This is a genomic window from Nocardia sp. NPDC041819 (genome assembly GCF_055590505.1).
The window spans coordinates 37,766-50,237 of record NZ_JBVJAP010000028.1 but is presented as its reverse complement, the minus strand read 5'-3'; the positions used below and the strand labels follow the sequence as shown (position 1 = coordinate 50,237).

The following is a 12,472-nucleotide window of genomic DNA, read 5'->3' as shown; positions in this document are numbered from 1 at the left end:
CAGCGTATCGAGATCGGGATGTGTTTTCGGCATCGCTTGCCTCTCATCGAGATTCGTCCGGCAGGCCCAAGACCTGACCGGCGGTGGCGCCACCAGGGTGTATCAAGCGAAGGCGGACAAGACGGCGGCGCCGATGCCGCGTGCACCGCCGGTGACGACCGCGCTTCTGCCTTGGAGTCCGACCATGGCCATCGATCACCTTCAGCTGGTGCACGCTTGTTTTCGACTTCAGCATTGCGCGAACCGACAGGCATCCGTGATGGCCGAAGGTCACCGATAACCGGGCCCTCTGGCCACGATCGGCCCGCCGGCCACCGACCCTCGGCACACCGAAGGCCGGCGCGGCACCGACCGCACCTTCCTCGCGGTCGTGCCGGATCCCGACGCCGCACCCGAGGAATCACCGCACTGCTGTGCTGGAAGGTGCCGCTGCGTTGAACCGATCGCAGCCCGGCGGAAGTGCGCCGGACGGTGTACCCCGACTGCCCAGCCGAGTCGGTGGACGCGATACCGCATACAGGTCGTCGACTCCGCGACCAGGGTCGGCGCCGCCGGCCGACAACACGAATCGAGATCAAGATCGAGTTTCCGTCCGGTTCTCGACCTCCGGCGCGGGCGCCAGCTGAGCGAGCAGCCAATCGCGGGCGAGTTCGGCGACCTTCTCCAACGCCCCCGGCTCGGCGAACAAGTGCGTGGCGCCAGGCACCACAGTCAGCGCGGTTTCGCACGACATCTCCTGCGCCGCCACGCGATTGAGCTCCAGCACCAGATGGTCGTGCCCACCCACGATCAGCAGCGTGGGCGCTCGAACCGCCGCGAGTTGCGCCCCGGCGAGGTCCGGCCGACCGCCACGCGACACCACCGCGGCGATAGCGACGCTGGGATCGGCCGCGGCCCGTAGTGCAGCGGCGGCGCCCGTACTGGCCCCGAAGTACCCGATCCGCAGGCCGGCGACGTCGGGTCGACCGGTCAGCCATCGCGTGGCATCGAGCAGTCGCCGCGACAGCAGCTCGATATCGAAAACCTGTGACCGGTCGATCTCCTCGTCGGGAGTGAGCAAATCGAAGAGGCAGGTGCCCAGCCCGGCTCGGTTCAGCACCCCGGCAACGAACCGGTTGCGCGGGCTACGACGGCTGCTGCCGCTGCCGTGCGCGAACACCACCAGCCCGAGTGGGTCCTCCGGGATGGTGAGATGCCCGGAGACCTGCCTCTCACCGAGCGGGATCTGAACCTCCTCATCACACAGCGACGGATCGTCCACGGGCATTCGGGGAAGCTCGCTGCGGGTTTCCGCAGAACGAAGAAGCAGCTCGACCTCGGCGTCGGCCACTTGGCCGAAATTGTGGTACCAGCCGCCGACCGCGCCGAACCACATGGGCATCTCCAGACAGACCACCTCGTCGGCCACATCCTGCAACATCGCCACCGTGTCACGGGGAGCCACCGGGACGGCCAGCACAACGCGCTGCGCGCCTTGTTCCCACGCCACTTGGCACGCTGCGCGAGCCGTCGCGCCGGTGGCGATGCCGTCATCGATGACGACCACAGTTCGACCCAACAGCGGGATACGCGGGTGAGCACGCCGCAGCCGCTCGGTCCGCCGTCTCAATTCGGCGCGTTCACGACGCTCCACCTCAGCGATCTCCTCGCGGGTGAGCCTTGTGTAGCCGAGGACCACGTCGTTGATCACTTGGACGCCGTCCTCGCCGATCGCGCCGAAAGCGAGCTCCGGCTGGTACGGGACACCGAGTTTCCGGACCACGATCACATCCAGCGGTGCGTCCAGCCCCCGCGCGACCTCGTAGGCCACGGGAACACCGCCACGCGGCAGGCCCACGACGACGACATCCTCGTCTCGCAAGTACTCCAGTCGTTTCGCCAGGCGACGCCCGGCGTCATAGCGATCATCGAAAAGCATCGACACCTCCTCTCGAGTCCAGCGTCGCCTTCCTGTCCTCGTGACGGCAGATCCGATCGTCGCCGGGCGAAGAGCCATTGGTCCTGGAAGTCCACGACAGGAACGACGCTCCGCCCACTTACACCCGGTGCGGGGTGATGGCGCGCGGTGCGGGCCACGCGTACCACAGCCTCAGCGCTGACGCGCGACGATGACGGGGCACTGCACTGCATCGACGAGTGCGGACGTGGTGGACCAGGGCAGCACACCGGTCACGCCTCTACGGCCACGGCTGCCCACCACCAGCAGTTGCGCGTCCCGCGCTTCGTCGGCCAGACAGCGAACAGGACTGTCGCGCGTCAATACGCGCCGCACCGGCACCTCCGGGTATCGCTCGCCGAACCCGGCCAGGTTCTGCGCAAGTAGCGCGATCTCCCATTCTCGTACAGCATCCCAGGTCGGAATAAGATTGGCCCCGCGCGTATCGCTCCACGCGTGCAACGCGATCAACTCGACTTCGCGCCGCGAGGCTTCTTCGAACGCCAGTCGTATCGCCGGTATGCAATTGGGCGTTCCGTCCACTCCGACAAGGACCGGCTTACCCGCGGAGACTGCATCCGTGGCCGGAGCCGAACGGAGGATCGCGACCGGACAGCGCGCGTGCCTGGTCACCGCTGTGCTCACCGATCCGAGCAACCCACGACCGAACGTCCCGAGACCACGGCTGCCGACGACGACCATCCCCGACCATCTCGAGCGGTCGATCAGATGCGGAACGATCGGATCGGCGATGAGTGAGGTCTCCATCGGCAGCGTCTCGTCGCGCGCAGCCTTTCGGGCTACCTCGCAGGCCTCGCCGAGCACTTGTTCGCCGTTCCGGCTGCGCGATGCGTCGGTGTCGGCCGAGAGAACTCTCGCGCCGAAGCCGGTCCGAACCGAGGTGACGATACACAGTCTGCGCCGGTACAACGCCGCATCCGCCGCCGCCCACGCCGCGGCGTAGAGGGAGACCGCCGAGCCGTCCACGGCGACGACGTTCGGCCGATCGATGTGCCCACGCGGTCGTGGCGTGTTCTCCGTCATGGCTTCACCTGAGAAACGAGACTGTCCTACGTAGTTCTGCCGGTATGCGGCGGCCGTCGGGACTCATGGTCGCAACCGGCCGCGATCCGACGGTAGGGCCATTGGTCGCAGGCAAAGGTCCTTCTCGGCGCAGCGCGAGGCCGATAGGCGGTTCGCAGCGGCCGCCCGCGACCCCACACGGAAGGCGATCGGCGGTTCGCGGCCAGGGCCATCGGACCCTAGTCGACCGCGGCCGACGGGACGACGCTGATGGCATGTCCCCGAATAGCGCTTCACCGACAGCGATACTGCGCACCGCGGGGAACGGCTCGACGCCGTCGCCGAGAAGATCGGCACTGGGATGCCGCCGGCATTGCTGCGCACAGTGCTGCGAGGCGAGTCCGGCAGCGGCATGGGAGCAGATCGCGCGACCGTCGTGGTCGCCCGGCTCGGCAGCCCACACTGACCGGTGTCGCGCGCCGCTCGTCGATCGGCAATAGGTACCCGCCAGATGCAGGAAGGAGTGCGGACTGATGTCCCCGATCAGCGATCCGCCTATCGTCGTCGGCGTCGACGGCAACTCATCACGGTGCACACGTGGTCGGGTTTCCTGCGCTTCAGTTCATCCGCCGACATGCAAGAGGAAGGCGAAGAACTGCTGTCCCGAAGCCTGGCCGGGTACGGAGAGAAGTATCCGGAGGTTCCAGTGCGGCGCATCGTGGTCGAGGACCGCCCCGCCGAGCGGCTACTCGAAGTGGGCCAGGATGCCCAGCTCATCGTCGTCGGCAGTCATGGGCGCGGCGGTTTCGCCGGAATGACGCTCGGTTCGGTAGGTCAGGCGGTCCTGCACGCGGCGGAGGTGCCGGTGATCATCGCGAGGTCGGCGAGTTGACCGCGCACGCCGCGGGGCCGGTCGGGCTGGACCGCAGCCACCGTTGGCGTCGACCGATGCCACGGATCACGGCGGGTGAGAACGTCGGGGGCCTGGGCCTTGGCCGCTGAGCTGAGCATTCGAACGAATCCACGACAGGAGGCGAAAACATGCGATCGACCGTTGTCCTACTGGCCACGGTAGCTGCGTTGGTGCTGCGGCACCGGATGCTGCGCTGGGGCGCCACCCCCGCGGAGGCGGCAGCCGGATACCCCGGTGACACATTGGTGCCGGCACCGACTGGCTGCTCGACCATGGCCACCACCCTGGAAGCGCCCCCGGACGCCGTTTGGTCCTGGCTGGTTCAAATGGGCGCCGACCGGGCCGGCTGGTACAGCTGGGACCGGCTGGACAATCGCGGGCGGCCCAGCTCGACGCGAATTGTGCCGGAATGGCAGAACTTACGCGTGGGCGACCGCGTGAATGCCACAGCCGACGGCAGAATGTATTTCACGGTGGCGATCGCCGATCGTCCGACGACGTTGGTGCTGCGGAGTGATCTCGCGTTGCCCACCGGCCGTCCTTTCGACCCTCGTGGTCCGCTCCCCCGGATGTTCACCCAAGGCGTGTGGGGCTTCCATCTCACCGAGCTACCCGGCGGACGTACTCGCCTGGTGGTGCGCACCATCGGGCGGGATGCGCCCCGCCCTTTGATGGCGGTCACCGACTTCCTCGTCGGTCAGCCCGCTCACCTCATCATGCAAGCGCGGCAGTTCGCCAACCTGCGCCGCCGCCTCGGCGATCACGAGCGCGGCAGCGCCGCCGATCCCGGCCGGCGCGAAAACCGTGTCGAGCGAGATCAACTCGGTGCGGGAGAGCTGGAATCGCGGTGATCGCTCCGGTTGCGGAGTGGTCGCTGCCGTGCTTCTAATGGGGCCGGTCACCCTCGAGACCAACAGGTATCCAGCCATGCCCAGATTCCTTCACTGATCTCTTGACACATCTCAGTGGTTTCGCCCGTGGCCGCCATACGAGTCATCGGCTCGATATCGCCGACTCGCGTCCCATGGTTCCGGACGGGCAGTTGATGAGTTCAACAGGAAACGATCGGGTGCTGTCCAGCAAGCATCCAGGTTAATGGTGTCAAATTTCAGAGCGGCATCGAATCGAACGCGCGGTAGACACGCCGGTCCAGGTCGTGTGCCTCGGTCGGCGCCGATGCCGGCGCGGTCGAGGGACTTCTGCGCGGCTCTCGTCCGGGCGCCGACGACATCCGGCGCTGGCTGCTGCGCCGCCGACAGTGACCATGGTCCCCCCGCCACAGGCAGGAGTCCTCTGACCGACCTCGGCTCACCCGAGCAAAATTTCTCACATGGATAAGGACAAACACCGAATCGCTGTCGTCTACGCGACCGAACAGGGATCGACCCGCGACATCGCCGAATTCATCAGCGCCGAACTCTCAGGACGCGACACGATCGTCCAACTCGCCGATATCGAACACGCGCCCGACCTATCCAACTTCGACACCCTCGTACTCGGCAGCGCAGTCCACAACATGAAACTCCTGCCTCCCCTCACCGACTACGCACACGCCCACCACGACGAGTTGGCGAACAAGGACGTCTGGCTCTTCAGCGTCGGACTCGCCCCGGCACTGCGTGGCCCCATCGGCCGCCGCCTCGGCCGGATCGTCCCGAAGAAGATCGCCGCCCTACGCGACTCCATCAATGCGCACGACTACCGGGCCTTCGCTGGACGATACGACAGCGACGGCATCTCACTGCGAACCCGAATGCTCTACCGCCTGCTCGGCAAAGGCCGCTACGGTGACCTGCGCGACTGGGCGACGGTTCGCTCCTGGACCAACACCATCGCCCGCAGTCTTCGGCTGCCACCGGCCCGCTCGACCACCATCACTTCTTGAGAGACGCACCCGCTACCCACAGCACTCTCCCCGTGACGAACCACCGACGCCGAAGTCCGCACTTACGGGTTCTGCCCACTTCTGATCGAGCTTGCGGTGAACGGCGAGGACGGCGTGTTCTCAGCTGTCGGCGGCCGGGACGCAATATGCAGTCCGGCATGCTGGCGAAGGACTCGGTGCTGCGCGGCTGGTCCCAATCCGCGCGGCTGATGCCCCGCCGGCCGACCGGGGGCCACGTGCGGTGGCAGTGGCACCTGCCGGCCATCCGAGATGACAAAAGACCCTGCGCTGCGGACGCATGCCCGTATCCGCAGCGTGACGCAGCGGGAACACTCGAGGTATGACAGCGAATGACGAAGCACCCACCATCTCGGTACCTGATCGCCGGATGATGCTCGCGGCGCTGCGGCTGGCCACTCGGGCGCCTTCGGTGCACAACACCCAGCCGTGGCGGTGGGTGTTCGACGGCACCCGCCTGCACCTCTACACCGATGCCGACCGGCTGCTGCCCTCCACCGATCCACACGGCCGCCAACTGGTCATCAGCTGCGGAGCCGTGCTGCACCACCTGCGCACCGCCTTCGCGGACCGGGGCTGGCACACCGACACCACGCGGGTGCCCGACCGGCAACGACCCGATCATCTCGCGGTGATCGAATTCCGCCCATGGCCCGACCCGCCCGAGGGCATCCACTCCCGAGCCGCGGCCATCGATCGGCGCCGCACCGACCGACTGCCGATGAACGAACCCGACGGCTTCCCCGGCATCCTGCCCCGCCTGCGGATGCTCACCTCCCCGCACGAGGTGGAACTGGACGTGCTCGACGCCCACGTGCGCCCTCGGCTGGCCACCGCCTCCCAGGAGGCTGGAGCACTGCGCCGCCACGATCTGCTGTATCAAACCGAATTGGAATGGTGGGCAGGACATTCGGAGTCTCCAGAAGGGGTACCCGCCTCAGCGCTGGTGTCCGACGCCGAAAACGCCCGGGTCGGCATCGCCCGCGCGTTCCCGCCCGCTCCGCATACGATGCGACGCGCCCGGCTCGACGATCACGCCGCACTGATGGTGCTCGCCACCGAAAGCGACTCGGTCGACCAGTGGCTGCACACAGGCGAGGCGCTGTCGGCTGTGCTGCTCGAATGCACCGCGGCCGGGCTGGCCACCTGCGCGCTGACCCACATCACCGAACTACCGACCACCCGCAGACTGCTCAGCGGCCTGGTCCCCCGCCCGGCGACACCGCAAGTCCTGATCCGCGTCGGCACCGCGCCCGACGACACGGACCTGATCCCCCGGACCCCGCGACGACCGGTCACCGACATCTTCACCGTCACTGGGGCCAGCTGAACCCCGCATGCGAACGTAGGGTCACTTCATACGGCGACGATCCCGATACGCTGACCGAGGGCCTTGCCCCGGACTGAGGACATTGGTCCCAGACGGGCAGGGCAGATGCCTCTCCACGCAACGGAGGAAGCCGAGCCATGCTGGACGTATGGGGCGGTGCCGACACCGACCGCCGCCCGGCCGAAACACCCCGAGACGACACACCGCTGTGTTCCCGCCTACCGCGATCGCGTGGGCACGGCTCCGAATACCGCAGCTACGAGGTGATACCGATGCGTGCACGTGACGTCCTGAGCAGGCCCGTCGTGACGGCACGGCCGGGGACACCGTTGTCGGAGGCCACCGCGCTGCTGACCGCACACGGCTTCGCCGCACTACCTATCATCGACGAGCAAGGCCGCGCCAGCGAGGAGCGCGCCGCCGCCCAATCGAACGCTTCGCAAGACATCCGATAGTCGGTCAGATTCGCACCGACGCGTTCCTCCGGGGCCTTCTCGATCGGGTCCCACCGCGTTCGCGCATAGTTCGATGCGTCGTGGCTAAAATTTTCCATTTCGGCCTCCCTGATCCAGTCAACGACCCATGAGCGCCACTCCGGCAGGGCGTAAAGACCTCGCTCGCTGGTGACCTCCGTCGTTTCCGGACGAGCCTGCCGCCGACGACGGTGACCTTGGTGCTCTCGGATTCAACCGGCACCGCGGCAGCTCCGGTCGCATAGGCCACCGCCGCCGCGGGCGCCTCCGCGTTCTGCGCGACTGCCGGCCCACGAGCTGGCCTATTCGATCGTCGCCCGGCTCGATGGAGTCCGGGTATGTTCACCTGCACTCAGGCGCCACCCGACCTCGCAGCAGATCGGCTCGCCCGATAGTGCCGTGAGGACAGACGCGCCTCCGCGATTTCCTCCTGCGCGCGTAGTTCATCGCGGGTTACCACATGCGCGTCCGGTCCGGGAAACGTGAGCGCTCGATGGCCGGTATCGGTCCAGTGCACGAGGTAAGGCGGCATTCCGTCGCTGCCGTGTACTTCCTCGATGAGACCGTGCCGGACCGCGCCGCCGAGAGTGCGACCTTCGACTACCAGCCAGTCCCCTGCCTTCGCATGCATCGCACAACCTCCTCTGCTCGCCCGTCCGACTCATCGTCGCAATCTGCCGCAAACCGGCGGTAGGGCCATTGGTCGCAGGCCACCCATCGAGTTCGACGCCGATGCGGTGTTCGCCGCCGCCGCCCGGACCGATACCGCCATGGAGATCAACGCCTACCCCGACCGCCTCGACCTCGACGACCGACTCATCAGGCGGGCACGCGACCTCGGCGTGGTCTTCGCCATCGACACCCGACCCGCACGCCGCACCACCGATCGACCCCACCGTCGAAGCGGAGGGCGACGAACCCATCTGGACTGTCACCGCCGAAACCGGCCCCTGCGGCCACACCGCCACAAAGGCCGTCGGACGTCCCGCGAGGGCCATCCGACCCTAGTGGACCAGGGCCATCGGGACGACTCTGGTGCCATGTCCCCTCAGAGCGATTCACTCGAAGCGCCTCTGCGCTTCGCGCGCCGGATCGTCACCGAGCTGCCGGTGCGCCTGCGCTCGGTGTTGCGCGGCGTAACCGGCGCCGAGGGCGTCCACCGGGTCGCGCTCGAGGATGCCATCGCCGAACGGCTCGCGGAACTGGAGCACCGAGTGCTGCTGCTCGGCGACGCCATCGCGATTCTCGCCCGCGGACTCGAACAGTTGCCGAGCAGCGACATCGACGATCGACGCCGAGCCGACGCGGCCCAGCAAGCACACCGCATCCTCATCGCCGAGCATCTCACCAGCGCATCCGCTCCGCAGTAGCCGGTAGCGGCAGGCCACGGACGCACGCCGCAGGTTGCCCGCCCCCTCGCACCTCCGTCGGGGATGGAATCGGAACTCGTTGCCGCCAGTCGGAAAGAGGCGAACCAGATGTCCAGGATCGGTAATCCTTCCACTCTCGTCGGCGTCGACGGATCGCCCGTCGCGCTCGCGGCGCTGCGCTGGGCCGCCGTCGACGCCGCTCGCCACAACGTGCCGCTGCACCTCCTCTACGCGATCGGTGACTTCGGTGAATTCGGGTCGGGTTTCGAGATCGGGCAGTTCGACTTCGACAGTTACCGCCAAGGCGGGCTGGACGCGCTCGAAACCGCCCGCGTTACCGCCGTCGCCGAATCCGCGTCGATCGCCGAACTCGACATCAGCACCGAACTGGTGGACATGCCTCCGATCCCGGTCCTGCGTGAGCGCTCCAAAGCCGCGCGACTGCTCGTTGTCGGCACCCACGGGCTCGGCGCGGTCAGCCGGAGACTTCTCGGTTCGGTGAGCACCGCCTTGGCGCGGCACGCCGCCTGCCCGGTGGCGGTCATCCCGGAAACGCCCGCGGCGCCGAACCGCCCGGTGGTGGTCGGCGTCGACGGCTCACACAGCAGCGCGCACGCCGTCGAGATCGCCTTCGACCAAGCCGCTTTCCGCGGTGCCGAACTGGTCGCAGTGCACACCTGGTCGGAGTTCTTGCGTTTCGAATCATCCGAGCAAATGCAGGAGAAGGGCGAAGAACTGCTCGCCCGGAGCATCGCCGGGTTCGGGGAGAAGTATCCGGAGGTTCCGGTGCACCGCGTCGTGACCGGGGACCGTCCTGCCGACCGGCTTCTCATGATCGGCGACAAGGCCCAGCTCATCGTGGTCGGCAGCCATGGTCGCGGCGGTTTCTCCGGAATGACGCTCGGCTCGGTCGGTCAGGCCGTCCTGCACGCGGCCGAGGTGCCGGTGATCATCGCCAGGTCGGCGAGTTGACCACGGTTCCTCTTCACGGGAGGATTCTCTTGTAGCTCCAGCAAACAGGCAGCATTCAGCAATGCTGCCGGGACAGGTTCGCGATGACCGAATTGGGCCCGCTGGACACGGGATTCATGGAAATGGAAGACACCGACCGCCGGGTGAGTCTCGGCATCGGAACCGTGGCGATCCTCGAGGGGCTATCGCCGTCCAGGGACGAGCTGCGCGCCTGGCTGGATCGCGGACTCGAACGGCATGTACGGCTGCGACAGCGGGTCCGGCGCGTGCCTTGGGACGTCAAGGCGCCGGTGTGGGAGGACGACCCGAATTTCGATCTGCACCACCACATCCGCTGGACCGCCTTACCAGCGCCGGGCGGCGAGCAGGAGTTGCGGGAGCTTATCGCGACCGAGCTGACCGAGCGGCTGGATCGTGATCATCCGCTGTGGGAAGTGGTCGTGGTCGACCAGTTGACCGAGGACCGCTGGGTGCTGATCCTCAAGGCTCACCACACCATGGTCGACGGCATCTCCGAACTCACACTGCTCGAAAGCTTCTGCGACCCCGCCGCGATCGACGTCGGCGAGCGTCGAAGGCCGGGTGCGAGACATTCGGGTGCGGGGATACTGAACCTACTGAGGAAGGCGATTCAGGCACCTGTGGCCATCCCGCGTGCCGCCGTGGGAACCGTGCGCACACTGGCGCCAGTGCTGTACGCGGCGATTGCGCCGGCAAGCGAGTCCTCGCTCAACGGCCCGATCGGGAAACAGCGGCGCTACACGGTGGCGCGAACCATGCTCCCGCAGGTGCGGGAGATAGCGACGGCTTTCGATGTCACCGTCAACGACGTCGCCGTCGCCGCCATCGCCGCCGCCTATCGGCGATTGCTGCTCAGCCGCGGCGAGCATCCCGCCCCTGCCGAACTGCGCATCGTCGTACCGGTCTCGACACGAACGACCGAGGCGAGACGGGTACTCGACAACCGCGTCTCGGCGGTGATCAGTCATCTGCCGATCGAACTCGACCAGCCCGTGGAGCGCCTGCTCGCGGTCCATGAGCAGATCGGGAGGCACCGAGCCCGCGGGGAAGCCGATGCCGAGAGATCGGTGCTCTCCTTCTCCCGGCGACTGCCGTTCGGGATCGTGGCCGAAGTATTCCGGCTGGCGGTGTCCTTTCCGCAGCGCGGCGTCGTCGCACTGGCGACGAACATCCCCGGCCCCCGGCACCGCTTGACACTCGGCGGCCGCAGGGTGCTCGAGCTGTGGCCCTGCATTCCGATCGCCATGCGGGTTCGCACGACCATCGCGATCCTCAGCTATCTCGACCGGCTGACTTTCGGCATCACCGGTGACTACGACACGACGCCCGACATCGAGACGATGTCATCGAGCATCACGACGGAGATCGCGGTGCTGCTGGCCCACGCCCGCGACCGGCAGCTCTCACGACGACCGTCACCGGCCCTCGGCCGCGCCACGGGCGCCCGAGCACGGCACGTGAAGTGAGTCCGCGACGACAACCGGCACCAGACGGCGATCCGGCGAACACGGTAACCAGCCGCGACCTGCCGGTAATACTCGGCCTCGCTGCGGCCTTCACGATCACCGTGCTGGACCCGCTCTTGCTGAGCCTGAACTTGCCGCAAGTCAGCCGGGACCTGCGCGTGCCGCCGCAACTCGCCGGTGTGCTCGGCGGAACGGCGACCCTGGTGATGGCCGCCGCGGTCCTCGCCGCGGGCAATCTCGCAGATGCCTTCGGGCTCAAGCGGTTGTTGATGATCGGTCTGAGCATCGTGACGGTCGCCGACCTGCTCTCGCTGCTGTCACCCGGCTACGTCTACCTCTTCGCGATGCGTGTACTCGGCGGTCTCGGGATGACAGCGCTGCTCGGCGTACCGCTGGCCCTGCTGAAGACGTCGGTACCGGAGAAGAAGCGCCCCGGCGCCATCGGCGTCTTCATGGCGGTGGAAATGATCTTGTGCGGTGTGATCCCGGCACTCACGGGTTGGATGGTGACCGCCGTCGGCTGGCGGTCGCTGTTCTTGGTCGCCCCGTCGCTGTCGTTGCTCGCGCTGTGGCTCACGGCCGTTTCTGTGCCGGAGTCACCCGCCCGCCAGCGTCCTCGGCTCGACGTGATCCGCGTGGCCTTGGTCGGATCGGCGTTGCTCGGCCTCGTAGTCGGCATCGCCGCCGCGCAAAAAGGGATGTTGCGACCCGAAACCTGGCTGCCTTTCGTCTTCAGCGCAGCGGCGGCGACTGCGTTCACGCTTCATGGCTGGCGGACGCGCACTCCCGCGCACTGTCGACCGCTGGCGCCGAGCGAGCCGTCGACGCCGCACGCAGCGCGGCGGCACACAGTCCAGGCAGCGCCGGTTACGATCCCAACCTGCTGCGGCAAGCGGCCGGACTGCGGCTCGACGTGGACTTCGCGGACGCCCTCCGGCTCACCATGCTGACCGTCAGCTTCCTACCGATCGTCGTGTCCGTGGCGGCGCTGCTGCTCGTGCGTCGCGGCACCGAACGCGGCGGGTCGGCGTCCGAGCATTCCGCAGCCGATCTCGAGAGCGGAAC

The 12,472-nt window shown here is 67.4% G+C and carries 12 protein-coding genes; 9 read left to right on the top strand and 3 right to left on the bottom strand.

Annotated features, from left to right (window positions below):
- Positions 1-574: 574 nt before the first annotated feature.
- Positions 575-1,918 carry a phosphoribosyltransferase family protein gene (locus ACZ6DL_RS36865; protein ID WP_466058224.1) on the bottom strand — a complete coding sequence of 448 codons (1,344 nt, stop codon included), beginning with the start codon at positions 1,916-1,918 and terminating at the stop codon, positions 575-577.
- A 171-nt stretch (positions 1,919-2,089) separates the two neighbouring features.
- Positions 2,090-2,980, bottom strand: coding sequence for a universal stress protein (locus ACZ6DL_RS36860; RefSeq protein ID WP_466058222.1), 891 nt, complete (start codon positions 2,978-2,980; stop codon positions 2,090-2,092).
- A gap of 490 nt (positions 2,981-3,470) precedes the next feature.
- Between ACZ6DL_RS36860 and ACZ6DL_RS36855 the strand changes: the two genes are divergently transcribed.
- The 5 genes from ACZ6DL_RS36855 to ACZ6DL_RS36835 all read left to right on the top strand — a co-directional run bounded on the left by ACZ6DL_RS36855 (position 3,471) and on the right by ACZ6DL_RS36835 (position 7,560).
- Positions 3,471-3,851: a universal stress protein gene (locus tag ACZ6DL_RS36855; protein ID WP_466058220.1), complete on the top strand. Its 381-nt coding sequence runs from the start codon at positions 3,471-3,473 to the stop codon at positions 3,849-3,851.
- Between the two features lie 149 nt (positions 3,852-4,000).
- Complete coding sequence (locus ACZ6DL_RS36850) at positions 4,001-4,723, top strand: hypothetical protein (RefSeq protein ID WP_466058219.1); 723 nt, start codon at positions 4,001-4,003, stop codon at positions 4,721-4,723.
- A gap of 479 nt (positions 4,724-5,202) precedes the next feature.
- Positions 5,203-5,757: a flavodoxin domain-containing protein gene (locus ACZ6DL_RS36845; RefSeq protein WP_466058217.1), complete on the top strand. Its 555-nt coding sequence runs from the start codon at positions 5,203-5,205 to the stop codon at positions 5,755-5,757.
- Between the two features lie 340 nt (positions 5,758-6,097).
- A complete protein-coding gene (locus ACZ6DL_RS36840; RefSeq protein WP_466058215.1) occupies positions 6,098-7,105 on the top strand; it encodes an Acg family FMN-binding oxidoreductase in 1,008 nt (335 codons plus the stop codon).
- A gap of 272 nt (positions 7,106-7,377) precedes the next feature.
- Positions 7,378-7,560 (top strand): CBS domain-containing protein, encoded by a 183-nt coding sequence (locus ACZ6DL_RS36835; protein ID WP_466058213.1) that lies wholly within the window; start codon positions 7,378-7,380, stop codon positions 7,558-7,560.
- Positions 7,561-7,930: 370 nt separating this feature from the next.
- Here ACZ6DL_RS36835 and ACZ6DL_RS36830 read toward each other — a convergent pair whose 3' ends face one another.
- Positions 7,931-8,209, bottom strand: a complete 279-nt coding sequence (locus ACZ6DL_RS36830) for a DUF1918 domain-containing protein (RefSeq protein WP_466058211.1) — start codon at positions 8,207-8,209, stop codon at positions 7,931-7,933.
- A 409-nt stretch (positions 8,210-8,618) separates the two neighbouring features.
- Between ACZ6DL_RS36830 and ACZ6DL_RS36825 the strand changes: the two genes are divergently transcribed.
- From ACZ6DL_RS36825 to ACZ6DL_RS36810, 4 genes are all read left to right on the top strand, one after another.
- Positions 8,619-8,948, top strand: coding sequence for a hypothetical protein (locus ACZ6DL_RS36825; RefSeq protein WP_466058209.1), 330 nt, complete (start codon positions 8,619-8,621; stop codon positions 8,946-8,948).
- Positions 8,949-9,056: 108 nt separating this feature from the next.
- On the top strand, positions 9,057-9,920 hold the full coding sequence (locus ACZ6DL_RS36820) for a universal stress protein (protein ID WP_466058207.1): 864 nt from the start codon (positions 9,057-9,059) through the stop codon (positions 9,918-9,920).
- 83 nt (positions 9,921-10,003) lie between these two features.
- On the top strand, positions 10,004-11,407 hold the full coding sequence (locus ACZ6DL_RS36815) for a wax ester/triacylglycerol synthase family O-acyltransferase (protein WP_466058206.1): 1,404 nt from the start codon (positions 10,004-10,006) through the stop codon (positions 11,405-11,407).
- Positions 11,408-11,508: 101 nt separating this feature from the next.
- Complete coding sequence (locus ACZ6DL_RS36810; protein ID WP_466058204.1) at positions 11,509-12,357, top strand: MFS transporter; 849 nt, start codon at positions 11,509-11,511, stop codon at positions 12,355-12,357.
- Positions 12,358-12,472: the final 115 nt, after the last annotated feature.

What these genes read in the sequence shown, in the direction of transcription:
- ACZ6DL_RS36825 (WP_466058209.1), top strand. Translation starts at nt 8,619, where the DNA reads ATGTCCCCTCAGAGCGATTCACTCGAAGCGCCTCTGCGCTTCGCGCGC.
- ACZ6DL_RS36820 (WP_466058207.1), top strand. Translation starts at nt 9,057, where the DNA reads ATGTCCAGGATCGGTAATCCTTCCACTCTCGTCGGCGTCGACGGATCG.
- ACZ6DL_RS36850 (WP_466058219.1), top strand. Translation starts at nt 4,001, where the DNA reads ATGCGATCGACCGTTGTCCTACTGGCCACGGTAGCTGCGTTGGTGCTG.
- ACZ6DL_RS36855 (WP_466058220.1), top strand. Translation starts at nt 3,471, where the DNA reads ATGCAGGAAGGAGTGCGGACTGATGTCCCCGATCAGCGATCCGCCTAT.
- ACZ6DL_RS36830 (WP_466058211.1), bottom strand. Translation starts at nt 8,209, where the DNA reads ATGCATGCGAAGGCAGGGGACTGGCTGGTAGTCGAAGGTCGCACTCTC.
- ACZ6DL_RS36860 (WP_466058222.1), bottom strand. Translation starts at nt 2,980, where the DNA reads ATGACGGAGAACACGCCACGACCGCGTGGGCACATCGATCGGCCGAAC.
- ACZ6DL_RS36865 (WP_466058224.1), bottom strand. Translation starts at nt 1,918, where the DNA reads ATGCTTTTCGATGATCGCTATGACGCCGGGCGTCGCCTGGCGAAACGA.
- ACZ6DL_RS36845 (WP_466058217.1), top strand. Translation starts at nt 5,203, where the DNA reads ATGGATAAGGACAAACACCGAATCGCTGTCGTCTACGCGACCGAACAG.
- ACZ6DL_RS36840 (WP_466058215.1), top strand. Translation starts at nt 6,098, where the DNA reads ATGACAGCGAATGACGAAGCACCCACCATCTCGGTACCTGATCGCCGG.
- ACZ6DL_RS36815 (WP_466058206.1), top strand. Translation starts at nt 10,004, where the DNA reads ATGACCGAATTGGGCCCGCTGGACACGGGATTCATGGAAATGGAAGAC.
- ACZ6DL_RS36835 (WP_466058213.1), top strand. Translation starts at nt 7,378, where the DNA reads ATGCGTGCACGTGACGTCCTGAGCAGGCCCGTCGTGACGGCACGGCCG.